The sequence below is a fragment of the Nonomuraea sp. NPDC050328 genome (genome assembly GCF_044459405.1).
In the GTDB taxonomy this organism is placed as follows: domain Bacteria; phylum Actinomycetota; class Actinomycetes; order Streptosporangiales; family Streptosporangiaceae; genus Nonomuraea.
In genome coordinates this window covers 369255-392885 of sequence record NZ_JBITIW010000005.1, presented here as the reverse complement: position 1 = coordinate 392885, position 23631 = coordinate 369255, and the positions used below count along the sequence as shown (strand labels likewise).

The window sequence follows — 23631 nt, the reverse complement described above, 5'->3', positions numbered from 1 at the left end:
CCGGCTAGGTCGCCACGTCCGGATAGCCGTGCGCCGCCGACTCCCGCCGGAACCGCTCGACCAGCTCGGCCCGGCTGATCTCCGGCACCCACACCGCCTCGGTGAAGCTCCACAGCAGGTACGGATGCGCCCCGAAGCCGTAGAGCGCACCGAAGTCACGCCGCTGCAGTGCCGCCCGCTCCTCCGGCGTGAGCGGCGCCCCCGCCCATTCCGCCGCATACCCCGCGGGATCGGCGACGTAGGCCCGGTGCGCCGCGGCCGCCATGTTGATCTCCCGAAGGAAGGCGTTGATCCCGTACCTGCTCATGGCTCCCACTCGAAGAAGGGCGAGGTGGCGAAGCGGGACCGGGCGCCCTCGGCGTGCACGGCCGGCCTGCCGTCCGCCACCCCCATGGCGACCAGGAAGTTGAGGAACTGGTGGCTGACGTTCCCGGCCTCGCGCAGCCGGTCGTAGGTGAGCGCGGCGAGCGCCTCGTCCACCCGGCCCTCGGCCAGCCACGTCACCGCCCGCTCGTCGAAGCCGGGATCGGGCGAGCCGGCGAAGTGCCGCGGCCCGCCCACCTCGGTCGCCAGGTGCCCGCTGGCGATCACCGCGACCCGCCGCTCCAGCGGCGAGTCCTCGATCGCCTGCCGCAGCACCTGCCCGACCTGGAAGAAGCGCGCCGCGCCCGGCAGCGGCGGCGCCATGCAGTTGGTGAAGACCGGCACGACCGGGACGTCCAGCTCCGGCGTCAGGTACAGCAGCGGAAGCAGGACGCTGTGGTCGGCGCGGAAGGCGTCGGAGGCGGCGAAGTCCACCCCGCGCTCGATCCCGCCGCCCAGCAGGTCACGGGCCAGCGCCACGTCCCCGGCCAGCTCCCGGTACGGCAGGCCGAACTCGCGTTCCTCGTTCCAGAACGTGGCCGGGATGTGCTCGGCCTTGCCGACCAGGAAGGCGGGCATGTTGTCGTAGAACCACTGCGTCAGATGGTCGGTCGCCACCACCACCAGCACGTCGGGCCGGGCCCGCGCCAGCCGGTCCCGGAGCCGGTCGAACCCGGCCCGGGTGCTGTCCAGGTCCTGCCCGCGCGCCCGCCACAGCAGGGGGTTGTGCGTGCTCCCGTAGACGCCGACGAGCTCAGCCAAGACCGAACAGCTCCCTGGCGTTGTCGAGCATGATCCGCTGCCGCGACTCGGCCTTGAAGCCGAGCTCCTCGAACTCCGCGATCCACCGGTCGGGGCCGAGCACGGGCCAGTCGGTGCCGAACAGCACCCGCCCGGTGATGATCGAGTTGGCGTAGTGCGTCACCTCGGCGGGCCAGTAGCGCGGCGCCCAGCCCGACAGGTCGATGTAGTAGTTGGCCTTGTGCCAGCAGGCGGCCAGGTTGTCCAGGTGCCAGGGCCAGGCCGGGTGCGCGGCGATCACCGTCAGCTCCGGGAAGTCGGCGGCGACGTCGTCGAGGTAGGGGATCGGCCGGGCGTGCTCCAGCTTGTAGCCCATGCCGCCGGGGGTGCCCGCGCCCGCGCCGAGGAAGCCGCCGTGGAACATGACCGGCATCCCGAGCTCGGCGCAGACCTCCCACAGCGGGTAGAGCCGCTCGTCGTTGGGGCGGAAGGCCTGGCGGCCGGGGTTCAGCTCGCCCACGCCGCGCGCGCCGTACTCGGCGTGGCAGCGGCGCACCTCGGCGATCGCGCCGGGCACGTCGTGCGGATCCACTCCGCAGAAGGCCAGGAAGACGTCGGGGTGGGCGGACTGGGCCCGGCCGAGCGCGTCGTTGAGCTCCGGAAGGCCCGCCGAGTTGACGATCACCGCCATCATGTCGCGCTCGCGGTAGAGGTCGGCCTGGGCGGCGAAGGAGACCGGCCGGCGCTCCTTGCCGAAGTGGCTGCCCATCTGGGCCCGCCGTTGCCCCATCGCGGCGAGGAACTCCTCGGTCTGCGGGTGGGTGTGCACGTCGACGGCCTTCACAGCCGCTCCTCCCTGGGCCGGGGCAGCCGCCCGTGGTGATCGCTGAAGCGGGTGCCGGGCCGCGTCGCCTGCTCGCCGATCAGGCCCAGGTGGTTGGCCTGCGGGTCCTGGACCAGGTCGGCGACGGTGTTGAGCGGTCCGTGCGGGATGTCGGCGGCGGCCAGGCGCTCGAACCACTCGTCGCGCGGGCGCTTGGCGAACTCGGCGCGCAGCGCCTCCTCCAGTTCGACGTAGTGCCGGTGACGCAGCTCCCGGCTGGCGAAGCGCGGCTCCTCGGCCAGTTCCAGCACGCCGAGCAGCGCGGTCCAGAACTTCTCCGGCACCGACAGGTGCACCACGAACGGCAGCCCGTCGGAGCCGACCACGCCGAAGGCCTGCGCGCGGGCGGCTCGCGTGCCGGGCGCGGGCACCGAGCCGGTCGCCAGGTAGGTGCCGATCGCCTCGGTCAGGAAGTCGGTGACCGCGCCGAGCATCGACACCTCCACCCGCTGGCCCCGGCCGCTCGCGGTGCGCGCGTGCAGGGCGGCCAGGATGCCCTGGGTGGCGGACATGCCGGACAGCAGGTCGGAGAAGGCCGGGCCGATCGGCCGCGGGTCGGCCAGGTCGACCAGGTGGCCGTAGAGGCCGCCGACCGCCGAGATGATCGTGTCGTAGGCGGGGCGCCGGGCGTACGGGCCGCTCGGGCCGAAGCCGGTGATCGAGCAGTAGACGAGCTGCGGCTCGCGCTCCTTCAGCAACGCCCAGCCGAAGCCCAGCCGGTCGGCGACGCCGGGACGGAAGTTCTCGATCAGCACGTCCGCGCCCGCGACCAGCTCCAGGAGCTCCGCCAGCCCGGCCGGGTCCTTCAGGTCGAGCGTCACCAGGCGCTTGCGCCGGTTGTAGGCGGCGAACTGCGGGCTCATCGAGCCGGAGCCCTGCCAGCGGCGCATCGGGTCGCCGCCCGGCGGCTCCACCTTCACCACCTCCGCGCCCAGGTCGGCCAGGAGCTTGCCGGCGTACGGCGCGGAGATGTACTGGCCGGCCTCGACCACCCGCAGCCCGCCGAGCGGCGTGGCCTCCTTCATCGAACCTCCAGGATGATCTTGCCGAGGTGGTCGCGGCGACCGGCCATGGCGAAGGCCTCGCCGACCTCCGCCAGCGGCAGCCGGGCCGCCACCGGCGGGCGGACCAGGCCGCGGGCGACCAGGTCGAGGCCGTCGCGCACGTCGGCGTAGTCGGCCGCGGCGCAGCCGTACAGGGTGATGCGGCGGGTGTAGAACGCGCGGGTGTCGACGGTGAAGCGCGAGCCCGGCAGGGCGGCGGCGACGACCACGCTGCCCGCCCAGGCGACCGCCTCCAGCTCGGCGGCGATCAGGTCGCCGGAGCCGGTGGCGTCGACGATCAGGTCCGGTGGCTCACGTAACGCCTTGGCCAGCGCGGGCCCCTGCTCGGGGCCGAGGGGGTAGCTGAGCACCTCCGTCGCGCCGAGGGCGGGCAGGCCCGCCGCCGGCTCGCCCTCCAGCACCCCGGCCAGCACCGTCGCGCCCATCGCCGCCGCCACCTGCACCGCCGCGCAGCCCAGCGCGCCGGTCGCCCCGGTCACCAGGACGGTACGGCCGGCCAGCGCGTCCGGCGTCCCGGCCGCCGGGCCGAGCGCACGCCGGATCATGTGCAGCGCGATCGGCACGCTGTGCACCGCCGCCGCGGCCTCGGCGAACGGGATCTCCCCGACGTCGAACGCCACGGCCTCCGGCACCGCCACGTAGCCCGCCGCGCCGCCGTCGCGATGGATGCCGACGACCTGCTGGCGCGGGCAGTCGGCCTCGTGCCCCGCCGTACAGAACGCGCAGTCCCCGCACGGCACGTTCGGCTTGACCGCGACCCGCTGCCCGGCCCGCTCCCCGGAGACGATCACGCCCGCCGGGTCGAGCCCGACCGTGCGGGGCAGCTTGACCGCGCCGCCCAGCGGCGAGCCGGCCATGATCTGCCGTTCGAGCTGGTTGACGCCGACCGCGTGCACCTCGACCAGCACCTCGCCGGGTCCGGGCTCGGGCCGCGCGCACTCCTCCACGCGCAGCACCCCGCCGCCGTGGAACCGGGCCGCCCTCATGGGCGCTTGCTCAGGCCGAGGGCGTCCTGCGCCCGGTGGAGCTGGCCGAGCGAGGTGAAGGAGTCGAACGGCGCGGGCGGCAGCTTCAGGACGGCCAGCAGCTCCTCGAAGCCCTTGGGGTTGAGTCCCATGTCCTCGTCGTAGAGCGCCGGGCCGTTGGCGTAGACCTCGGGCCGCTCGTCGACCGGGGTGACCGTGAAGCCCTTGGCCTTCATCATCCGCTGGACGTAGGCCTGCTGCGAAGGATCCTTGAAGATCTTCATCGCCTTCAGTGTGGCCCGGATGAAGCGGGCGGTGGTGTTCGGGTTCCGCTCCACGAAATCGCGGGTCGCGCTCAGGCTGTCGTTGGGCCATTCCTTCATCACGTCGAGCACGAGCCGGCCCTGCACGAGGCTCTTGTGCCGGGGGAAGATCACCGTGGCGGCCAGCTTCTTCTGCTTGAACTGCTCGACCCAGGCGTTCGAGCCGCCCGGCAGGTTGACCGGCTTGATCGCCACCCCGGTCAGGTCGAAGCCGGCCTCCTTGAGCAGGCTCATCCGCACGTCGTACTCGATCGTTCCGGGGTTGGCGCCGAGCAGCACCGGCTTGCCGGCCAGGTCCTGCGGCGAGGCGATCTCCGGCTGCACCGCCACCACGAACGGCTCGCGGTTGCGGTACCCGGCCACGATGGTCAGCCCGGTGCCCGCCTGCGCGGCGGCCACCACGTCGGGCGCGGCCTCCGCCCCGAAGTCGAGGCTGCCTCCGACCAGGCCCTCCCGGATCGACTGCACCTCGACCCGCTCGACGGTCAGCCCCTCCTCCCGGTAGAAGCCCTTGTCGAGGGCGATCTCGATCGGGGCGTTGGTGTCGAGGTTGGGCAGCCGCATGCCGATCTTGACCGTGGTCTTCTCGGGGGCGCCGATCGCGCCGGTCGCCACGGGCTTCGGCGTCTCGGCCGGGGCGCCGGAGCACCCGGCCACCAGGAACAGCGCCAGCACTACACGTTTCATCGCACTCCTTCGGCGTACCAGGGGGCGGCGATCCGGCGAGCCAGGCTCACCAGCGCCATCAGCAGATTGGCGATGACGACCAGCGACAGGGTGAGCGCCAGCGCCGAGGCCAGGTCGAAGTCGGCCGACCTGCGGAAGATCAGGTAGCCGAGGCCCTGGCTGCCCCCGATGAACTCGCCGACCACGATCCCGACCATGGCCCGGGCCACGCCCATCCGGATCCCGGTGAGGATCAGCGGGAGCGCCGCCCAGAGCTGGACCTTGACGAAGACCTGGAGGCGGCCGGCGCCGTACACCCGGGCCGCCCTGACCAGCGAGGGCTCGACGGCGCGGATGCCGTCCATGGTGTTGATCGCGATCGGGAAGACCGCCATGAGGAAGATGATCAGGATCTTCGGCGCGGCCCCGAAGCCGAGCCAGAGCACCAGCAGCGGCTGGAAGGCGATCCTGGGCATCGCGTACGCGGTCCAGAACGGCGGCCCGGCCACCTCGCTGACCAGCCGCGAGCTGCCCAGCGCCAGGCCGCAGCCGACCCCGGCCACCACCGCCAGCACGAACCCGATGACCGCGTTCTGCGTGCTGAACCAGGCGTGCGGGGCGAGCGTGCCGTCGGCGGCCATGGCGACGAAGGACTGCCAGATCGCGCTCGGCGGCGGCACGAACTTCTCGCTGGCCAGGTGGAAGACGCTGATCGCCAGCTCCCAGGCGGCGAACAGGGCCACGACCTCCAGGGCCACGGCCCAGCGCTTGAGCTCACGCACCGCTCCTCCAGGCGCCGGTCCGCCGCTCGGCCAGGTCGAGGACCCGCACCAGCACGACGGAGAGCAGGACGTAGACGGCGATCGCGGCGAAGGCCTCGCCGGTGCGGAAGCGGGAGGTGGCGTTGACGATCACCGAGCCGATGCCGCTGGGCGAGCCGACCATCTCACCGACCAGCAGGCCGATCATGCTGGTCGGCACCGCCAATCGCAGGCCCCCGATGATGTACGGCACCGCCCACGGCAGGCGGATCTTCAGGTAGAGCCGCAGCCGGCTCGCCCCGAAGACGCGGCCGGCCCGCAGCAGGGACTCGCCGGTCTGGGTGGCGCCGGTGGCGGTGTTGAGCGCCACCGGGATCATCGTGCTCAGGAAGACCAGCACGATGATCGGGCCGTCGCCGTAGTCGAGCCAGGCGGTCAGGGTCGGCTGCAGCGCGATCAGCGGGGTGGCCCAGAGCGACCACAGCAGCGGCATCACCAGCCGGTTGGCCCAGCGGGAGGTGCCGGTGACCAGGCCGGTGACGATGCCGGCGACCGAGCCCAGCCCGTAGCCGACGGCCCAGTTGGCGGCGCTGGTGGACAGGTGGGTGGCCAGCTCGCCGCTGGCGGCCAGGCCGGCCAGGGCCTGGACGACGTCGCCGGGGCTGGGGAAGAAGACCCGGTTGACCAGCCCCAGCACCTCGGTGGCCAGGTGCCACAGCAGGAGGAAGACGACGAGGTCGACCAGGGCGATCAAGGGCGCCCGGTGCCGTCTCCACCGGCTCTCGCCCTTTCGCCGCGGGGGTCCGGCGGCCGGGGGAGGCCGGAGGGCCGGAGCGGGCGCGGCCTCCGGGGAACCGGCAGGGCGGGGGCTCATTCGGTGGCCCCGCGGGCGGCGAGCCGGGCGTCGGACTCCAGCAGCTCCCACAGGTGGCGGCGCAGCTCGTCGTGGGAGCGGCCGGCCTCGACCGGGACGAGCTCGCGGATCCGGCCCGGGTGGGAGCTGAAGACGGCGATCCGGTCACCGAGCTGGATGGCCTCGTCGATGCTGTGCGTGATGAACACGACCGTCTTGCCGGTGGCCTCGATGATGCGCTCCAGCTCGTTGCGCATGACCTCGCGGGTCAGCGCGTCCACCGCGCCGAGCGGCTCGTCCATCAGCAGGATGCGCGGATCGGCGACCAGGGCCCTGGCCAGGCCGGCGCGCTGCTGCATGCCGCCGGACAGCTCGCGCGGGTAGGCGTGCTCGAAGCCGGTCAGGCCGACCAGCTCGATCGCCTCCCGCACCCGCTCGGCGGCCGACTCCTTGAGCCGCGGCTGCATCTCCAGCCCGAACCGCACGTTGTCGGCGACGCTGCGCCAGGGCAGCAGCGCGTAGTCCTGGAAGACCACCGCGCGGTCGGGTCCGGGGCCGGTGACCGGGCGGCCGTCGGCGACGATCGTCCCGGTGGTCGGGGTGACCAGCCCGGCGACGCAGTTGAGCACCGTGGTCTTGCCGCAGCCGCTGGGCCCCAGGACGGTCAGGAACTCGCCCTCCATGACGTCCAGGTCTATGTCCCGGACCGCGGTGAGCCGGTTGCCCGTTCTGGCGACGTGATAGCTGACCGAAAGGTCGCGGATCCGGATGATCGGCTCGTTCGCCATACACGCTCCCGTTCGCAGAGATGGCTACATTATTCATCGATCAAAATCAGGGTCAAGGGCCGAAATTTCCTGGCATAACGGCGGTTCCGTCAGCCGGAACGATCACTCTTTCGCCGGGCATTGACAAGATTGGATACAAAGTTCACGCTGGGGTCCGCAGGCCCGCCGGGGGCCTGCACGACGGGTCCAGGGAAGGTGTATGCGTACCGAAGAGGTGGGCTGGTACAGCGACGGCGACCGGATCAGCGCCCTGTGGCGCACCCCCGACGAGGGCGCCGGGCCGTACCGGGCGATCGTGCAGGGGCCGGGCTGGCTGGGACTGAAGGACGCCAAGCTCTACGTCCGATATCACGAGGCACTGACCGCGGCCGGTTTCGCCGTCCTGGTCTTCGACTACCGCGGCTTCGGCGGCTCCGAGGGCGACCGGTCGGTCCTGTCGCCGGCCCGCCAGCTCCAGGACCTGCGGTCCGCGGTCACCTATCTGACCAGCCGCGACGACGTGCTGCCGGACGGCATCGGCGTCTTCGGCAGCGGCGGCACCGGCGGCGGCAACGCCGTCCTGCTGGCCGCCGCCGACCGGCGGGTGCGCGCCGCGGTCAGCCAGCTCCCGGTCGCCGACGGCGCCGACTGGCTGCACCGGATGCGCAGCGAGTACGAGTGGCTCGACTTCCTCGCCGCCGTCGAGGCCGACCGGCGCGAGCGCGTGCTGACCGGCAAGGGCCGCCTCGTCCACCCGCGCGAGGAGATCATGGTGCCGACCAAGGAGCGCCGCGCCACCACGGTCAAGGCCGACGTGGACGACCGCATCCCGACCGCGGTCGCCTTCGCCCCCGCGGTGGAGGAGATCCTGGCCTACCGGCCGGCCGCCGCCGACCTGCGCACGCCGCTGCTGGTCATCGGCATCGAGAACGACGCCACCACGCCCACCGACCACGCCGAGCAGATCTACGCCGCGGCCAGGGGCCCGCGCGAGCTGATCATGCAGCGGCACACCACGCACTACGCCGCCTACGACCGCTACTGGACCCAGGTCACCCCGCGGATCGTCGACTGGTTCGACCGCCACCTCGGCCCGGCCGGCCTGGTCGTCACCACCCCCTCCGGAGAGAGCAGGATCGATGCCGGTTGACCTGAGGATCGCCGGCGGCACCGTCGTCACCCCCGCCGGTGAGCTCGACGCCGACCTGCTCGTCGCCGGCGGCAAGATCGCCGGGCTGGTCGGCCGCGAGGTGCCGAGCGAGGGCCGGGTCGTCGACGCCACCGGCCGGCTGGTGCTGCCCGGCATGGTCGACGTGCACGTGCACACCCGCGAGCCCGGCTTCACCCACAAGGAGGACATCCTCACCACCACGCGGCAGGCGGCGGCCGGCGGCGTGACGACGATCTTCGGCATGCCCAACCTCGATCCGCCGACGACCACCGTCGAGACCCTCGAGGACGTCTTCGCCCGCTACGCGGCCAGTTCGATCGTCGACTACAACCACAACCCCGCCGCCACCCTCGCCGACCAGGCGCCGAAGCTGGCCGCGATGGGCATCAGGGCCTTCAAGGTCTACATGGTCGTCGACACCGGCCGCACCTACCCGCACCCGGCCGGCACCGGCATGCACGACCACGGCGACCTGCTGCGGATGATGGACACCATCGCCGCCACCGGCAAACGCTTCATCATCCACCCGCACGACCAGGCGCTCATGGACTACATCGAGGGCGCCTACCTGCGGCGGGGCGAGAACACCCCGCAGGCCTACGCCACCGCCTACGCCGAGCGCGAGGGCGTCATCTGGGACACCGCCATCGACGTGGTGCTCCGCCTGGCCGAGGCCTCCGGCTGCCCGGTGCATCTGGCCCACATGCAGACCCGCCGCTCGGTCGAGGCGGTACGGCGGGCCAAGGCGCGCGGCGTGGACGTGACCTGCGAGGTCAACCACTGGATGCCGTTCCTGTCCCGGTGGGAGCACGTCGAGCGGCTCGGGCCGTACGCGCTGTCGTACTGGGTGCCGGACGACGCCCGCGCGGCGGTCTGGGAAGGCATGCGCGACGGCACCATCGACGTGGCCGCCTCCGACCACGCGCCGCACACGCGCGAGGAGAAGGAGATCGGCTGGACCAGGATGTGGAGCTCGCACACCGGCACGCCGGGCATCCAGTACTTCTACCCGCTGCTCCTGGACGCCGCCGGCCGGGGCGAGATCAGCTTGCGCCGGGTGGTCGAGATGGCCGCCGAGGCGCCCGCCCGGCACTTCGGGCTGGCCGCGACCAAGGGCGCGCTGCTGCCCGGCCGCGACGCCGACGTGGTGATCGCCGATCCCGCCGCGCCGTGGACGATCACCGAGGCCGGCGTGCTGTCCAAGGTCGGCTGGACACCGTACGACGGGGTGGAGTGCGGCGTGCGGATCGAGCGGACCTTCGTGCGCGGCGTGGAGGTCTTCGGCGACGGCCGGGTGACCGGCACGCCCGGCCACGGCCGACTCGCGTGACAACCGGCCCGCTCGAGAACCGGCCGCTCGAGAACCGGCTCGCGTGACAACTGGCTCGCGTGACAACCGGCTCGCTTGGGAACTGAGAGGAAACCTGTCATGGAATTCGGCCTGTTGCTGCCGCACTTCGGGGAGTTCGCCGACCGGGACCGCCTGCTGCGCGGCTCGCAACGCGCGGAGGAACTGGGCTTCGACTCGGTGTGGGTGCGCGACCACCTGGTCTTCGAGCCGCACGGCGAGATGGAGTCACCCAACCGCGAGTTCTACGACGCGCTGACCACGTTGACCGCGATCGGCGCGGTGACCAGCCGGATCAAGCTGGGCACCGGCTCGCTGATCCCGTTCCGGCACCCCCTGACCACCGCCCTGCAGATCGGCACCATGACGCAACTCGTCGGCGACCGGCTGATCCTGGGCTTCGGCGCGGGCACCTTCCAGCACGAGTTCGACGCCATCGGCTGGGGCGACCGCGACCGGGTCTCGCTGGTGCGCAGCAACGCGCACATCCTGCGCAAGGTCGCCCTGGAGAACGAGGTCTCCTACACCGACGAGAACTTCACCTTCACCGACGTGAGCATCGAGCCCAAGCCGCTCGGCGGCCCGGTGCCCTTCTGGTACTGCGGAGCCACCCCGCGCAGTGCCCGCCTGGCGGTCGAGTTCGCCGACGGCTGGATGCCGGGCCGCATCTCGCTGGGCGGCATCGCCAAGCGGGTGGCGACCATGCGCGAGCTGTCGGAGGAGCGGGGCCGCAAGGTCCCCACCGTCGCGGTCATCCCGCCCACCTCCATCGCCGAGACGCGCGCCGAGGCGCTCAAGGACGTCAACATCCCCGGCCTGCTGGCCTGGGCGAACAAGGCCAAGTTCGCCGTCAAGCCGCCCTCCGGCCGCTTCGAGACCGTCGAGGACCTGGAGGGCCAGCTCATCGTGGGCGACCCGGACCAGGTGGTCGAGGAGGTCAAGAAGTTCGAGGCGGTCGGCGTCGAGCACCTCGTCTTCGACTTCCGCTTCTCCTTCCCGCGCTGGTTCGAGGTGATCGATCTGCTCGGGACCCAGGTGCTGCCCCGACTGCGCTGAGAGCTGTGCCAGGATTGGATCCACACGAGGGATCCAAGGGGGAGGAACAGGGAGTGGATACCGCGACCACGCCCTCGCTCGACGGAGTTGTCGCCCGCATGTCCGCTGGATACAAAACCGTCGGGCAGATGGCCTACGACGTCATTCGCGAGTGCATCATCACCGGGGTCATGGCTCCCGGCGAGCACCTTCGCCAGGAGGAGCTCGCCGAGCGGCTGGGCGTCTCGCGCATCCCGGTGCGCACCGCGCTGATGCAACTGGAGGCGGAAGGGCTGGTCTCCTTCCACCCGCATCGTGGCGCCGTCGTCCGCACCCTCACCGTCGAGCAGGTCCGGGAGATCTACGAGCTGCGCGTGCTGCTGGAGTCGCACGCGCTGCGCAAGTCGATCGCCCGGATGACCTCGGCCCGCGCGGCCCGGCTGCGCGAGCTCGGCACCGCGCTCGACGAGCCGCACGACAGCTCCTCGCTGGCCGAGGAGCGGGCCGACTTCTACCGCGAGCTCTACGACGCCGCCGAGAACCCGGTGGCCGTCGGCATCATCGAGGACCTGCGCAACTCGGTCGGCAGCTACCTGCTGGGCCTGCGCGTCGGCCACGACCAGGGCGGCCACCGCGAGCTGGCCAAGCTCGCCGCCCGCGGCGACACCGACGCCGCGGTCAGCCACCTGGAGGAACACCTCGCCATCGTGGCGCACCGGATCATCGCGGTGCTGTCGGAGGAGGCCGAGACCGCGCCGGTCACCCGCCCGCGCCGCCGCAAGTCCTCGTGAGCGGCAGGCGCGGACCGGTCGCCGCCGGGCTGATGATGTCGATGGCGCTGGCCGCCATCGACGGCACCATCGTCGCCACCGCGGTGCCCGCCATCGTCCGCGACCTCGGCCAGTTCTCGCTGTTCGCCTGGGTCATCGCCGGCTACATGCTGGCCCAGGCGGTCTGCACGCCCATCTACGGCAAGCTGGCCGACCAGTTCGGCCGCCGGCCCATGCTGGCGCTCGGCATGGCCATCTTCCTGGCCGGCTCGCTCCTGGCCGGGGTGGCGTGGAGCATGCCGGTCCTCATCGCCGCCCGCGTCGTGCAGGGGGTGGGCGCGGGGGCGATCCAGTCGATCGTGCAGGTGATCGCCGCCGACCTCTACCCGCTGGAGGAACGCGGCAAGATCGCCGGACTGCTCTCCTCGGTGTGGGGCGTCTCGGCCCTGGTCGGCCCGGCCGTCGGCGGCGTGCTGTCGGAGCTGGCGAGCTGGCGGTGGATCTTCCTGCTCAACCTGCCCGTGGGCGTCGCGGCGATCGTGATGATCTCCGTGTACTTCCGCGAACAGGTCGAGCGCAAGCCCGGCCGGGTGGACGTGCTGGGCGCGGTGCTGCTGGCCGGTGGCGTGGTCGCCGTCATGCTCGGCCTGCAGCAGGCGGCCTGGTGGCTGATCGCGGTCGGCGTCCTCGTGCTGGGCGGCTTCGCCTGGTGGGAGCGGAAGGCGGCCGAGCCGCTGATCCCGCCGTGGGTCTGGCGTGACCGCGTGCTGCTCGGCTCCTTCCTCGGCAGCGCCGTCGTCGGCATGGTGCTGGTCGGGCCCTCGGTCTACCTGCCCACCTATGCCCAGGGCGTGCTCGGCGCGAGCGCCGTCGCCGCCGGCTTCGCCCTGGCCGTCCAGTCCATCGGCTGGCCCATCTCGGTGAGCCTGTCGGCCCGGCTCTACCTCAAGTACGGCTTCCGCGACACCGCCCTGGTCGGCCTCACCCTCATCGGCGTCTCCGCGATCGGCTTCTCCGTCATGGTGCCCAGCGTCCTGTACATGGGCGTCTGTGCCTTCGTCAACGGGGCCGGGCTGGGGCTGGTCTCGGTCAGCATGCTGGTCGGCGCCCAGAACACCGTCGGCTGGGACCGCCGCGGGGTGGTCACTGGGGGTGTCATCTTCTTCCGTATCGGTGGCGGTGCGCTCGGTGCGGCCATCCTGGCCACCGTCGCCAACTCCACCCTCGCCGCCCGCCTCGACGGCCACGGCTCCGTGGACGAGGCCGCCCGAGCCCTTGAGCGGGGCGGCGAGGGCCTCGATTCGGTACGGCAGGCCCTCGCGGACGCGGTGCACCACGTCTTCCTGGGCATGCTCGTGATCACCGCGCTCGGTGTGGCCGCGGTTTTGATCATCCCGAGAAACCGGCCGCAGTAGCCCCGCCCTCCCAGTTCGGACCGCTCAGGGGTGCGCGGCCCGCTCCCGGCTGGGCGAGCGCGGGTCGGTTGCTCGGACCTTTCACCGGACGGGACCACTCTCTGGCTGTAACGGGGGACGGGTGCTCGGGACCGTCCGCTGGATCCACCGGTGGGCGGGTCAGTTGCTCGGGACGGCTCCTCGGATGCACACCGGCTCCGACCAGGCCACCGTGCTCGCCTCCGAGATCTGCAACGGCACCCCGATCAGGAAGCAGTAGCCGGTGTCCCGCGCCAGCCCCACCACCCTGGCCGTCGTCGTGCCCGGCTCCAGCGGGGTCAGCGGCTGCTGGCCGTCCGCCGGGGCGCGCTGGATGACCAGCGGGTACCGCCTGGCCTCGGCGGGCAGCTTCCACCGCAGGGTCACCGTCACGCCCTGGTCGGCCGTCACCTTCACCTGCCGTGGACGCAGGGCGGCCAGGGCCTTCTCGTCCACCGGGGGCGGAGTGGCCCGCTGCTCCTCCTTGGCCGGCGCCTGGGTTCCTGTGGCCTGCGTCCCCGTGCCCGCCGGGTCGGCTTGGCGCAGGACGAACACCGCCACAGCCACCCCGACCACCGCCACCACGAGTGCGGCCACTCCGGCGATCACCTTGCCCTTGCCACCACCTTGCTTCGCCGTACCGGCCGCGGCCCGGCTCAACGTGGGCACCCCCGGCGGCACAGGCGCCCCCGCCGGCAGCCCAGTGGAGCCCACCGGCCTCCCATCCGGCCCTCCGCGCGCCCACCCGCCCGGCCCCGCGGACGCAGCGACCGGCCCCCCGGCAGCCCACTCGCCCGGCACCCCTCCACCGGCCGCGTGGCTCGGCCGGGCAGCGGTCGGCTGACCCGAAGCCGAGGGTCCCGAGTGTGGTGGCTGGCCCGAGGCCGAGGGTCCCGAGTGGGGTAGCTGGCCCGAAGCCGAGGGTCCCGAGTGTGGTGGCTGGGCCGGAGGCTGGGGCCCCGCGTGGCCTGGCTGGGCCGAATAAGGCGGGCCCGAGGTGGCGGGCAGGGCTGAGGCCGGGGACCCGGAGTGGGCCGCCCGGGTCGGGGCCGGCGGCTGGGGTGCCTGGGAGTGCGGTGGCTGTGTGGTGGGGGTGGATGGGGGAGTGTCGGGCTGGTCGAGGGAGCGCCAGCGGTCGGCCGCCTCGGGGGAGCGGGCGTGGGCCGACTCCCGGACCCCGCCGCCTGGCCCACCGCCGTCCACCGGAGCGCCGGGCACCTGCCCGAACGCCCCCGGCGCCCCGCCGAACGGCTCGGGCGGCGCGAAGGGCGAGCTCATGCTCGGCCCGGTCGCCCCCGACGGACCCACGGGCCTGGGCGCGGGGGACCCGGTAACCGGAAACCCAGCCGCCCCCGAAAACGGATCCGACCCACCGAAACCCGACCCGCCAACCCCCGGCCCACCTGGCCCACCGAAGCCGGGCCCGCCGACCTCCGGACCTCCCGATCCGGGTCCACCGACCCCTTGGCCACCCGGTCCACCGAAGCCAGGCCCGCCCACCCCCTGACCCCCCGAGCCGGCGCGGGGGATGGTGGGGGTGGCCGGGCCCGGGTCGGGGGCGATGAGGTCGGTGACGGGGAGGCCGAGCTCGGCCTGGACCTCCTGCAGCCGCTGAGCCAGGGCCCGCGCCGTGCCGTACCGTTCGTGCGGCTTCTTGGCCATGGCCCGCAGCACGACCTCGACCACCACCCCCGGCACGTCCGCCCGGTTGATGGGCGGCGGCTCGTTGGACAGCACCCGGAACATCAGCGGCGCGATCGACGGATCGGTAGGGCTGTGGAAGGCGGGCTTGCCGGCCAGCAGGTGGTAGAGCGTGGACCCGAGGGAGTAGATGTCGGTGGAGGCGGTGTGCGGCTGCCCGCTGAGGACCTCGGGAGCGGCGTGCAGCGGGGTGAAGGCGTGCGCGGTGGCCGAGATCTCGGAGGAGTCGACGACCCGGGCCACGCCGAAGTCGGCGATGGCCGGCTCGCCGTACCGCGAGATGAGGATGTTCTGCGGCTTGATGTCCCCGTGCAGGACGCCCGCCTCGTGCACGGCGGCCAGCGCGCCGGCCAGCTTGACGCCGGCGCGCAGGACGTCGGCCAGGGGGAAGGGCCCGTCGCGGGTGATCCGGTCGCGCAGGGAGCCGTTCTCGAAGTAGTCCATCGCGATGTACGGCTTGCCGGACCGGGTGGAGCCGGTGTCGAAGACGGTGACCACGTTCGGGTGCCCGGTGAGCCGCCCGGTGAGCTGGAGTTCGCGCTGGAAACGCCGCATGGTGCGCTGGTCGACCCGGTCGACCGAGAGCACCTTGAGCGCGACGAGGCGGTCGAGGCGTTCCTGGTAGGCGCGGTACACGACGGCGAACCCGCCACGCCCGGCCTCGTCGAGCACCCGGTAGCCGGGTGCGTCGTCCACTGGCTGCACTGCCCCACACTCCCCCGTGCTCCCCGTGTCGCGGCGAGTTTAGTGTGATTTCCGAAGTCGCAGGGTGTGTCGGGGTATTTGTGACCTCAGCCCACGAGCGCGGCGAGCGCCGGGCGGATCATGAGCCAGCCGCCGCCCGCGACCGCCACGCCGGAGACGAGCAGGAAGAACAGCACGTAGAAGCCGCCCGGCAGGAAGGTGAGCCGCGCGAGCTGGTCGGCGTCGGAGTCGGGCGCCTGATGGCGGCGGCGCTTGCGTTGCAGCTCCAGGATCGGCCGGACGCCGCCGAAGAGCAGGAACCAGACGCCGAGGTGGGCGGCGAACTGCTGGCCCTGCTCGGGCAGGTACATCGACAGCGCGAAGACCGCCCCGCCGGTGACCAGCAGGATCAGCCCGCCGTACAGGTTGCGGATGAGCAGGAGCATGCAGGTCAGGAAGAGCAGGACCGCCCAGAACAGCAGGGTGATCCGCCCCTGGGCGGTCAGCCAGGCGGCGGCCAGGCCGAGCAGCGAGGGGGCGATGTACCCGGCGAGGGCGGTCAGGACCATGCCGGGCCCGTTGGGCCGGCCGCGGGTCAGCGTGACGCCGGAGGTGTCGGAGTGCAGCCGGATGCCCTGCAGCTTGCGCCTGGTCAGCAGGGCGGCGAGCGCGTGGCCGCCCTCGTGGGCGATGGTGATCAGCCCCCGGGACAGCGGCCAGGTGGCGCGGGTGCCGACCAGGATGAGTGCGGCCAGCGCCGCGACGAGCGCGACCCACGCGGGAGGGGCGTCTTGCGCCGCGGTGAGATAGGCCCAGAGCTTGTCCATCGAGAAATGACCTTATCCCGCTAGAGTCTTTGCCGTGGCTCTAGAACATGATTCTGACGTCCCCGCGTGGTGGGCCGCGCTGGGCCTTCCGGGCCTCATCGACCTGCACACCCATTTCCTGCCGGAGCGGATGGAACGCCGCGTCTGGCATCACTTCCGGCACGGCGGCCCGCTCATGGGCGACGGCTGGAAGATCACCTACGAGTGGCCGGTCGCCGACCGGGTGGCGCGGCTGCGCGAGCTGGGCGTGCGGACCTTCACCGCCCTGCCGTACGCGCACCGGCCGGGCATGGCCGCCGACCTCAACGCCTGGACCCTGGACTTCGCCCGCCGCACGCCCGGCTGCCTGCCGTCCGCCACCTTCTATCCCGAACCCGGCGTCCTGGACTACGTCCGGGAGGCGCTCGACGCGGGCGCGCGCATCTTCAAGCTGCACCTCCAGGTCGGCGGCTTCGACCCGGGCGTGCCCGAGCTCGATCCCGTCTGGGCGGAGCTGGCCGAGCGCGGCCTGCCGATCGTGGTGCACGCCAGCTCGGTGCCGGTGCCCGGCGGCTACGTGGGCGTCGAGCCGATCGAGCGGGTGCTGCGCCGCCATCCGGCGTCGCGCGTGGTCATCGCCCATCTCGGCATGCCGGAGTACGGGGACTTCCTGGCCCTCGCCGAGCGCTATCCGCGGGTCGTGCTCGACACCACGATGACCTTCACCGACTTCGCCGAGCTCGGCATGCCCTTCCCGGCCGCGCTGCGCCCGGCCCTGCTTGAGCTGGGTCTGGCGGGGAAGGTGGTGCTCGGCAGTGACTTCCCGACCATCCCGCATCCGTATGCGCACCAATTGCAGGCTCTTGACCGGCTCGATCTGGGTGACGCCTGGTTGAGGGCCGTATGCTGGCACAACGGTGCGGCCATGATCTGATAGGAACCGTGAACGACCAGCATGCGGCGCTCGTGAGCGCCTTCTTCGACGCGTTGGGCCGGGGCGACCTCGACGCCATGGCGCGCTGCTACCACCCCGAGGTGAGCTTCGCCGACCCCGTCTTCCAGGACGTCGAGGGCCGCGACCGCGTCATGGCGATGTGGGCCCTGCAACTGGGCGGGCGCGGCGGGCTGCGCGCCGACTTCCACGACGTGACCACGAACGACCACACCGCCACCGCGCACTGGAGCGCGCACTACACCTTCACCGGCACCGGCCGCGAGGTGGACAACCACATCGAGTCCTTCTTCCGCTTCGACGACTCGCTGATCGTCCGCCACCGCGACGAGTTCGACTTCCGCCACTGGTCGCGCAGCGCGCTCGGCCGGCCGGTCGGCCTGATCCTCGGCTGGACGCCGGGCTTCCGCAAGTCCATCCGCGACCGGGCCCGGCAGGCGCTGGAAGAGGCCGCATGGCGAGGGTGAAGGGCTTCCTGCGCGGCGGCGTCCGGTCCGAGCCGCCCGAGCAGTCGATGGACCCGCGCGCCGACGAGGAGGAGGACAGCCCTCCGGCGATGCCGACCGTCCTCGACAACGCCCTCTACGTCGACGGTTACCGGGTGGAGACGCCCAGCTCGCTGGCCAACGCCTTCGAGAAGCTCAAGTCCACCCCCGACAGCATGGCCTGGATCGGGCTCTACCGGCCGAAGGACTGGGAGCTGGCCAAGCTCGCCGAGGAGTTCGACCTGCACGAGCTGGCGCTGGAGGACGCCATCGTCGGCCACCAGCGCCCGAAGGCCGACCGCTACGGCGACACCCTCTTCGTCGTGCTGCGCGCCGCGCGCTACCTCGACGCCGAGGAGGAGGTCGCCTTCGGCGAGGTCCACGTCTTCGTCGGCCCCAACTACGTGATCACCGTACGGCACGCCGAGTCCCCCGACCTGGCGGTGGTACGGCGGCGCATGGAGTCCGACCCCGAGCTGCTGCGCGAGGGCCCGCAGGCCGTGCTCTACGCCATCCTCGACGCCGTCGTCGACGGCTACGCCCCGGTCGTCGCCGGGCTGCAGAAGGACATCGACGAGATCGAGGTCCAGGTCTTCGGCGGCGACCCCGCGGTCTCCCGCCGCGTCTACGAGCTGTCGGTCGAGGTGCTGGAGTTCCAGCGCGCCACCCGCCCGCTCGTGCCCATGATCGACGGCCTGATCCGCAACGCCGGCCGCTTCGGCGCCGGCGAGGATCTGCGCTCCTATCTGCGCGACGTGAGCGACCACGCGATCACCGTCTCCGAGCGGGTGGCCGACTTCCGGCAGAACCTCAACGACATCCTCGTGGTCAACTCCACCCTGGTCACCCAGGCGCAGAACGACGAGATGGCCAAGATGACCCAGGCCAGCATCCAGCAGGGCGAGGAGGTCAAGAAGATCTCCGCCTGGGCGGCCATCCTGTTCGCGCCCACCCTGGTCGGCACCATCTACGGGATGAACTTCGACTTCATGCCCGAGACGCACTGGACGCTGGGCTACCCGTTCGCGGTCTTCCTCATGGGCACCGTCTGCGTGATCCTCTACCTGGTCTTCAAGCGCCGCGACTGGCTATGACAGGCTCCAGGAGCCCTTCTGCCCGCCGGACGGGCTCGCCGCGAACTGGAAACTCGCCGGTTGCGCCGCCGCGGGCAGCTCGAACACGATCAGCCCCGTGCTCCTGCCGCCCGGCGCGACGGTGAGCGGGCCGACGAAGGTGGTCCCCTCCTGCACGGTGCCCGCCACCGGCCGGTACTGCCGGCCGTCCTGGTCGGTGAGGCCGGCGCTGGAGATCGGGAAGCCGGTGTAGGCGCTCGTCCCGGCGTTCGACACCGACAGCTCGACCGCGACGTGGCGGTTGCCCGCGGCGGGCCGCAGGAGCGGGTCGGTGGGGGTCACGCTCGACAGCAGCCGGCCGGCGGTGACCGACACCCGCACGCTCGCGCTGTCGCCCTCCAGGGTGAGGGTCTCGCCGAGCGCCACGGCGTCCACCGGCTGCCCGGGCGCGGGCGAGCCGGCGTAGGGCGTCCGGGCGTACAGGCCGGAGAGCGACGGGGACGAGGACGGGGAGCCGTTGGCGACGGCCTGGCCGACCCGTGGCTCGTCCAGCACGATCGACAGCGTGTAGGCCGCGCCGCCGAGTAGCAGCGGCAGGCCGAGCACGAGCAGGAGGATCAGCGTCAGGTTGGCGCCCGGCTCGTGCGGCGGCGGGCCGGGATGGGACACGAGGGGCTCCTAGCGGGGGGACGGCCCGGAACGAAAGATCATATACACCCCCAGATCCCCGGGGCCAGCGCTCAAAGCCATGGTCAAGAAAGCGAACCGCCCCCGCCGGTCACGTACCGTTACCGAGCGTGACGACAAGGGGGAGCGCCATGCGCGCAGGCAAGCAGACCACCGCGGTGACGACGGCTCTCGCCGTGCTGGCCGTGGGAGCCGCCGCCATCCTCGCGGTGATGCTGGGCTGAGCCCCGCTCAGCCCAGCATCAGCCCGGCTCAGGTGAGCAGCTTGCGGGCCGCCTCCTCGATCTGCTCCTCCGACAGCAGCACGTGGTCGGCCGCCCCGCCGAGCGGGATGAAGCTGTCGGCGGAGGTCACCCGGGCCAGCGAGCCGGTGAACCCGGCGTCGAGCAGTTCGGCGACGATGCCCTCCGAGACGCCGGCCGAGCGGCGGGTCTCGTCGGCGATGAGCACCTTGCCGGTCAGCTCGGCCGAGCGCATCAGGTCGTCGATCGGCAGCGGCGCCAGCCAGCGCAGGTCGAGCACCCGGCAGCTGTAGCCCTCCTGCGTCAGCCGTACCGCGGCCCGCAGGCTCATCCGCAGCCCGTTGCCGAAGGTGACGATGGTCAGGTCGCGGCCGTCGCCGTAGGAGCGGGCGCGGCCGATCGGCACGTGCGTCTCGCTCCACCGCGCGGGCGGGGCGTAGGGCGCGAGCCAGCCGCCGTCGCCCTCGTCGAACAGGTCGCGCGTGTGGTAGAGCGCGATCGGCTCCAGGTAGACGCTGACCGTGCCGCTGGTGCGGGCGGCGGCCAGGCAGGTGCGCATCATCGCCGAGGCGTCGTCGGGCCGGGCGGGCGCGGCGATGACCAGGCCGGGGATGTCGCGCAGCGCGCCGATGGCGTTGTCGTTGTGGAAGTGCCCGCCGAAGCCCTTCTGGTAGGCGAGCCCGGCCACCCGCACGACCATCGGGTTGACGTAGGCGCCCTGGGAGAAGAAGGAGAGCGTCGCCGCCTCGCCGCGGATCTGGTCGAGCGCGTTGTGCAGGTAGGCGAGGTACTGGATCTCCGGCACCGGGATCATGCCGGTGACGCCAGCGCCCAGCGCCAGGCCCAGGATGGCCTGCTCGTCGAGGTGGGTGTCGAAGACCCGGCCGGCGCCGAAGCGCTTCTGCAGGCCGCGGGTGATGCCGTAGACGCCGCCCTTCCTGGCCACGTCCTCGCCGAAGACCATCAGGTCGGGGTAGACGGCCAGCGCGTCGGCGAGCGTCCGGTTGATCGCCTGGGCCAGCGTGGCGGGCTTGTCGTGCTCGGGCAGCGTGCCGCCGAAGGCCTTCTCCCGGGCGGCCGGGGCGGCGGCGACCGGGCTGATCTTGGCGATGAGGTCGGCGTCGCGTGGCGCGATCGGGGCCATCACCTCGGCGGCGCTGCCCAGCCGCGGGCCGCGGGCGGCCTCGGCGGCCATGCGCAGCACCAGCTCGCGCTCGGCCTCGTACATCTTGATCAGTTCGTCGGGGGTGGCCAGGCCGGCCTCGACCAGCAGGCGAGCCGTGCCGAGCAGGGGGTCGCGGGCCAGGTCGGCGCGGATGTCGCGGGCGGGACGGTAGGCCGACTCGACGTCGGAGCCGGCGTGCCCCATCAGCCGGACCGTGGACAGCCGCAGGAAGGCGGGGGAGCGGCTGGTGCGCACGTGCTCGGCGGCGCGCATCGCGGCGTCGTAGGCGTCGGCCAGGTCGCAGCCGTCGGCCTCGAAGTAGGTGATGCCCGGCCGCCGGCTGGCGTTGCGCACCCAGTCCTTGGGCGTCTTGACGCTGATGCCGATGCCGTTGTCCTCGCAGACGAACAGGATCGGCATCGCCTGGCCCTGGTAGGTCGCGTAGGAGGCGGTGTTGAGCCCCGACTGGGCGCTGGCGTGGTTGAGCGAGGCGTCGCCGAAGCTGCACACCGCGATCGCGTCCTCGCCCCAGCGGGGCGGCGTCTCGAGCTGCAGCGCGCGTTCGCGCTCGATGGCGAAGGCCACGCCCACCGCGCGGGGCAGGTGGCTGGCGATGGTCGAGGTCTGCGGGATGACCGACAGCTCGGGGTGGCCGAAGACCTTGTGCCGGCCGCCGGCGATCGGCTCGCCGGTCGAGGCGACCAGGCCCAGCAGCACGTCGCGCAGGCCCTGCTCGGGCAGGCGGTCGGCCAGGGCCGAGCGGGTCAGGTAGAAGGCGCCGGAGCGGTAGTGCAGGAGGGCCGGGTCGTCCACGCGCACGGCCGCGGCGACCGCCGCGTTGCCCTCGTGGCCCGAGGAGCCGATCGTGTAGTAGCCCTCGTCCTGCTCGCGCAGCCATCTGGCGGCGATGTCGAGCAGCCGGCTGCCGAGCTGGTGCCGATACAGCTCACGGCACCGTTGCCCGGTGAGCGTCGTGCCCTCGCGGATCGGACGCCCCGGGTCCCGGGGGGTGCCCGGGCTCAGCGCCTCAACCGCCTGGATGAACTGTGTCTCAACAGTGTCGCGCGCCACATGCCCGATTATGCCCCCCAGGACGCTACTCGCGAGGTGACATGTTGCGGGCCGGTGGATTTGACCGTGATCCATAACAGGTTGTCAGGATTTTCAACCTTTTCCGGCTCCCGCGCGTCTACTAGAAGGAGCGTGGCACCCTCAATGCCGCGTGCGTACGAGAAAGCGTGGCACCCTCAATGCCGCGTTCAACCCAACGGGAGTTTCCCTAGGGAAGGACGGAACCTCGATGTTTCATCGCATCCGGGCCGCCGTCGTAGCGCTCGCCGTGGGCGCCGGAGCCTTAGCTCTGGCCCCTGCCGCGGGCGCCGCTGCAGCGGCCGCCCCCGATCCCGAGTTGTCGAAGCTGTCGGTGAGCCCCGACACCCTCGACGTCACCGCCGCCCCCGGCCGGGTGACGGTCACCTTCGACTCGGTGGGCTACGACACGGCCTCGATCCGCTGGTCCGGCCCGGGATCCCCGGCCGACGCCAGTGGGCCGACGAAGACCGGCACGAGCGGGGACAAGACCTCGTGGAAGGCCAGCGCGGTCTTCGACGCCGACAACGCCGGCGACTGGACCGTGGCGGTCACCGCCAGGAAGTCCGGCATCGCCGACAACACCAACACCGCGACCTTCAAGGTCACGGTGAAGAGCAAGCTCGACACGAAGATCGTCGACTTCGACGCCGACCCCGACGCCGTCCGCAAGGGCGGCACCATCATCGCCTCGGGCCAGCTCAAGCTGGAGCGGAGCGGCTGGAAGGGCTACGAGGGCCAGCCGGTCAAGATCACCTTCCGGGCCAAGGGCACCGACGCCTACGCGCACATCACCACCACGACGACCGGCCGTGACGGCTGGTTCCGCGCGCGGGTGAAGGCCGAGACCACCGGCTGGTGGCGGGCCGAGTTCCTGGGCAACGACAAGGCCAACGGCTCCGTCAGCGATAGCGACGGCGTCTCGGTCGGCCAGGCCGACAGCCCGAGCCGGCTCAGCTTCGACGCCTACCCCGAGCCCGTCGACAAGGGTGACGAGCTCAACTTCAAGGGCACCCTGCAGGTCCTCGGCGGCCACGGCTGGGACGGGCGCAGCGGCTACCGCGTGTCCATCCAGTTCCGCGCCGACGGCTCGCGGCACTGGGAGCACGTGACCAGCGCGGTCACCGGACGGCACGGCCGCTACGGCGCCGACGCCACCGCGGTGACCTCCGGCTGGTGGCGCGCGGTCTTCGCCGGCGCCCACGGCGTCGACGGCTCGACCAGCTCCGGCGACTGGGTCCGCGTCGAGCGGCCCACCCCGCCCCCGCCCCCGGACAAGCTGAGCAGCTCGCTGGTCAGCTTCAACGCCTACCCCGAGCCGGTCAAGCGCGGCAAGTGGCTGCACTTCAAGGGCCGCCTGCTGGTCAACGACGGCGGCTGGGAGGGCTACGAGGCCCAGGTCGGCCTCTACAAGTGGTCCAAGGGCAAGTGGCGCTTCGTGAAGACCACCTGGTCCAACGACAACGGCTACCTGCACACCAAGGTGAAGGCCTCGACCTCGGGTTACTGGAAGTTCTACTTCCGCGGTGACTCCGACGCCAAGGCCGACAGCAGCCGCAAGGACTACGTGAAGGTCAAGAAGTAACCGCATGACCGAAGGGAGC

At 72.2% G+C, this 23631-nt stretch carries 22 protein-coding genes; 9 read left to right on the top strand and 13 right to left on the bottom strand.

Annotation, left to right across the window (positions count from 1 at the left end):
• Nucleotides 1-4: 4 nt before the first annotated feature.
• From ACIBG7_RS21540 to ACIBG7_RS21500, 9 genes are all read right to left on the bottom strand, one after another.
• Nucleotides 5-307: a hypothetical protein gene (locus ACIBG7_RS21540; RefSeq protein ID WP_397337357.1), complete on the bottom strand. Its 303-nt coding sequence runs from the start codon at nt 305-307 to the stop codon at nt 5-7.
• Nucleotides 304-1125: an extradiol ring-cleavage dioxygenase gene (locus ACIBG7_RS21535; RefSeq protein ID WP_397337356.1), complete on the bottom strand. Its 822-nt coding sequence runs from the start codon at nt 1123-1125 to the stop codon at nt 304-306. Before ACIBG7_RS21535 ends, ACIBG7_RS21540 begins: the two co-directional genes overlap by 4 nt.
• The gene (locus ACIBG7_RS21530; protein WP_357920626.1) at nt 1118-1948 is read right to left on the bottom strand and encodes an amidohydrolase family protein; all 831 of its coding nucleotides are present in this window, start codon (nt 1946-1948) and stop codon (nt 1118-1120) included. Before ACIBG7_RS21530 ends, ACIBG7_RS21535 begins: the two co-directional genes overlap by 8 nt.
• Complete coding sequence (locus ACIBG7_RS21525) at nt 1945-3012, bottom strand: CaiB/BaiF CoA transferase family protein (protein WP_397337355.1); 1068 nt, start codon at nt 3010-3012, stop codon at nt 1945-1947. The genes ACIBG7_RS21530 and ACIBG7_RS21525 overlap by 4 nt, the downstream gene beginning before the upstream one ends.
• Nucleotides 3009-4037 (bottom strand): alcohol dehydrogenase catalytic domain-containing protein, encoded by a 1029-nt coding sequence (locus ACIBG7_RS21520; RefSeq protein WP_357920620.1) that lies wholly within the window; start codon nt 4035-4037, stop codon nt 3009-3011. The genes ACIBG7_RS21525 and ACIBG7_RS21520 overlap by 4 nt, the downstream gene beginning before the upstream one ends.
• Entirely contained in the window at nt 4034-5026 is a 993-nt protein-coding gene (locus ACIBG7_RS21515) for an ABC transporter substrate-binding protein (RefSeq protein WP_397337354.1), read from the bottom strand. Before ACIBG7_RS21515 ends, ACIBG7_RS21520 begins: the two co-directional genes overlap by 4 nt.
• On the bottom strand, nt 5023-5787 hold the full coding sequence (locus ACIBG7_RS21510) for an ABC transporter permease (protein ID WP_357920614.1): 765 nt from the start codon (nt 5785-5787) through the stop codon (nt 5023-5025). Before ACIBG7_RS21510 ends, ACIBG7_RS21515 begins: the two co-directional genes overlap by 4 nt.
• On the bottom strand, nt 5780-6520 hold the full coding sequence (locus tag ACIBG7_RS21505) for an ABC transporter permease (protein ID WP_357920611.1): 741 nt from the start codon (nt 6518-6520) through the stop codon (nt 5780-5782). Before ACIBG7_RS21505 ends, ACIBG7_RS21510 begins: the two co-directional genes overlap by 8 nt.
• Before the next feature lie 116 nt (nt 6521-6636).
• Nucleotides 6637-7407, bottom strand: a complete 771-nt coding sequence (locus ACIBG7_RS21500; RefSeq protein WP_357920608.1) for an ABC transporter ATP-binding protein — start codon at nt 7405-7407, stop codon at nt 6637-6639.
• 199 nt (nt 7408-7606) lie between these two features.
• Here ACIBG7_RS21500 and ACIBG7_RS21495 point away from each other — a divergent pair, with 199 nt between their 5' ends.
• The 5 genes from ACIBG7_RS21495 (at nt 7607) to ACIBG7_RS21475 (ending at nt 13125) form a co-directional block, all read left to right on the top strand.
• Nucleotides 7607-8536, top strand: a complete 930-nt coding sequence (locus ACIBG7_RS21495) for an alpha/beta hydrolase (protein ID WP_397337353.1) — start codon at nt 7607-7609, stop codon at nt 8534-8536.
• Complete coding sequence (locus ACIBG7_RS21490) at nt 8526-9887, top strand: dihydroorotase family protein (RefSeq protein ID WP_357920602.1); 1362 nt, start codon at nt 8526-8528, stop codon at nt 9885-9887. The genes ACIBG7_RS21495 and ACIBG7_RS21490 overlap by 11 nt, the downstream gene beginning before the upstream one ends.
• Nucleotides 9888-9986: 99 nt before the next feature.
• Complete coding sequence (locus ACIBG7_RS21485) at nt 9987-10961, top strand: LLM class flavin-dependent oxidoreductase (protein ID WP_357920599.1); 975 nt, start codon at nt 9987-9989, stop codon at nt 10959-10961.
• A gap of 98 nt (nt 10962-11059) precedes the next feature.
• Entirely contained in the window at nt 11060-11731 is a 672-nt protein-coding gene (locus ACIBG7_RS21480; protein ID WP_397337352.1) for a GntR family transcriptional regulator, read from the top strand.
• Nucleotides 11728-13125 carry an MFS transporter gene (locus ACIBG7_RS21475; RefSeq protein WP_397337351.1) on the top strand — a complete coding sequence of 466 codons (1398 nt, stop codon included), beginning with the start codon at nt 11728-11730 and terminating at the stop codon, nt 13123-13125. The genes ACIBG7_RS21480 and ACIBG7_RS21475 overlap by 4 nt, the downstream gene beginning before the upstream one ends.
• A 159-nt stretch (nt 13126-13284) precedes the next feature.
• Here ACIBG7_RS21475 and ACIBG7_RS21470 read toward each other — a convergent pair whose 3' ends face one another.
• Both ACIBG7_RS21470 and ACIBG7_RS21465 read right to left on the bottom strand, forming a co-directional pair.
• Complete coding sequence (locus ACIBG7_RS21470; RefSeq protein ID WP_397337350.1) at nt 13285-15540, bottom strand: protein kinase; 2256 nt, start codon at nt 15538-15540, stop codon at nt 13285-13287.
• 95 nt (nt 15541-15635) lie between these two features.
• Nucleotides 15636-16355 (bottom strand): M50 family metallopeptidase, encoded by a 720-nt coding sequence (locus ACIBG7_RS21465; RefSeq protein WP_357920588.1) that lies wholly within the window; start codon nt 16353-16355, stop codon nt 15636-15638.
• A gap of 34 nt (nt 16356-16389) precedes the next feature.
• On the opposite strand from ACIBG7_RS21465, the gene ACIBG7_RS21460 reads away from it, so the two are divergent.
• From ACIBG7_RS21460 to ACIBG7_RS21450, 3 genes are read left to right on the top strand one after another with little or no spacing between them, the layout of a single operon-like run.
• Nucleotides 16390-17268, top strand: coding sequence for an amidohydrolase family protein (locus ACIBG7_RS21460; protein WP_397337349.1), 879 nt, complete (start codon nt 16390-16392; stop codon nt 17266-17268).
• 8 nt (nt 17269-17276) lie between these two features.
• On the top strand, nt 17277-17753 hold the full coding sequence (locus tag ACIBG7_RS21455) for a nuclear transport factor 2 family protein (RefSeq protein WP_357920584.1): 477 nt from the start codon (nt 17277-17279) through the stop codon (nt 17751-17753).
• Complete coding sequence (locus ACIBG7_RS21450) at nt 17741-18865, top strand: magnesium and cobalt transport protein CorA (protein WP_357920581.1); 1125 nt, start codon at nt 17741-17743, stop codon at nt 18863-18865. Before ACIBG7_RS21455 ends, ACIBG7_RS21450 begins: the two co-directional genes overlap by 13 nt.
• Here the strand turns inward: ACIBG7_RS21450 and ACIBG7_RS21445 are convergent.
• Together ACIBG7_RS21445 and ACIBG7_RS21440 are read right to left on the bottom strand one after the other, a co-directional pair.
• Nucleotides 18860-19513, bottom strand: coding sequence for a DUF4352 domain-containing protein (locus tag ACIBG7_RS21445; RefSeq protein ID WP_397337348.1), 654 nt, complete (start codon nt 19511-19513; stop codon nt 18860-18862). The two genes, ACIBG7_RS21450 and ACIBG7_RS21445, sit on opposite strands and share 6 nt — an antisense overlap.
• Nucleotides 19514-19783: 270 nt before the next feature.
• Nucleotides 19784-22009 (bottom strand): thiamine pyrophosphate-dependent enzyme, encoded by a 2226-nt coding sequence (locus ACIBG7_RS21440; protein ID WP_357920575.1) that lies wholly within the window; start codon nt 22007-22009, stop codon nt 19784-19786.
• A gap of 229 nt (nt 22010-22238) precedes the next feature.
• Here ACIBG7_RS21440 and ACIBG7_RS21435 point away from each other — a divergent pair, with 229 nt between their 5' ends.
• Nucleotides 22239-23612, top strand: coding sequence for a hypothetical protein (locus ACIBG7_RS21435; RefSeq protein ID WP_397337347.1), 1374 nt, complete (start codon nt 22239-22241; stop codon nt 23610-23612).
• Nucleotides 23613-23631 lie beyond the last annotated feature (19 nt).

Excerpts from the sequence above, each read along its gene's own strand:
- ACIBG7_RS21540 (WP_397337357.1), bottom strand. The coding sequence starts at position 307 with ATGAGCAGGTACGGGATCAACGCCTTCCTTCGGGAGATCAACATGGCG.
- ACIBG7_RS21525 (WP_397337355.1), bottom strand. The coding sequence starts at position 3,012 with ATGAAGGAGGCCACGCCGCTCGGCGGGCTGCGGGTGGTCGAGGCCGGC.
- ACIBG7_RS21520 (WP_357920620.1), bottom strand. The coding sequence starts at position 4,037 with ATGAGGGCGGCCCGGTTCCACGGCGGCGGGGTGCTGCGCGTGGAGGAG.
- ACIBG7_RS21515 (WP_397337354.1), bottom strand. The coding sequence starts at position 5,026 with ATGAAACGTGTAGTGCTGGCGCTGTTCCTGGTGGCCGGGTGCTCCGGC.
- ACIBG7_RS21500 (WP_357920608.1), bottom strand. The coding sequence starts at position 7,407 with ATGGCGAACGAGCCGATCATCCGGATCCGCGACCTTTCGGTCAGCTAT.
- ACIBG7_RS21495 (WP_397337353.1), top strand. The coding sequence starts at position 7,607 with ATGCGTACCGAAGAGGTGGGCTGGTACAGCGACGGCGACCGGATCAGC.
- ACIBG7_RS21490 (WP_357920602.1), top strand. The coding sequence starts at position 8,526 with ATGCCGGTTGACCTGAGGATCGCCGGCGGCACCGTCGTCACCCCCGCC.
- ACIBG7_RS21485 (WP_357920599.1), top strand. The coding sequence starts at position 9,987 with ATGGAATTCGGCCTGTTGCTGCCGCACTTCGGGGAGTTCGCCGACCGG.
- ACIBG7_RS21480 (WP_397337352.1), top strand. The coding sequence starts at position 11,060 with ATGTCCGCTGGATACAAAACCGTCGGGCAGATGGCCTACGACGTCATT.
- ACIBG7_RS21465 (WP_357920588.1), bottom strand. The coding sequence starts at position 16,355 with ATGGACAAGCTCTGGGCCTATCTCACCGCGGCGCAAGACGCCCCTCCC.
- ACIBG7_RS21450 (WP_357920581.1), top strand. The coding sequence starts at position 17,741 with ATGGCGAGGGTGAAGGGCTTCCTGCGCGGCGGCGTCCGGTCCGAGCCG.
- ACIBG7_RS21435 (WP_397337347.1), top strand. The coding sequence starts at position 22,239 with ATGTTTCATCGCATCCGGGCCGCCGTCGTAGCGCTCGCCGTGGGCGCC.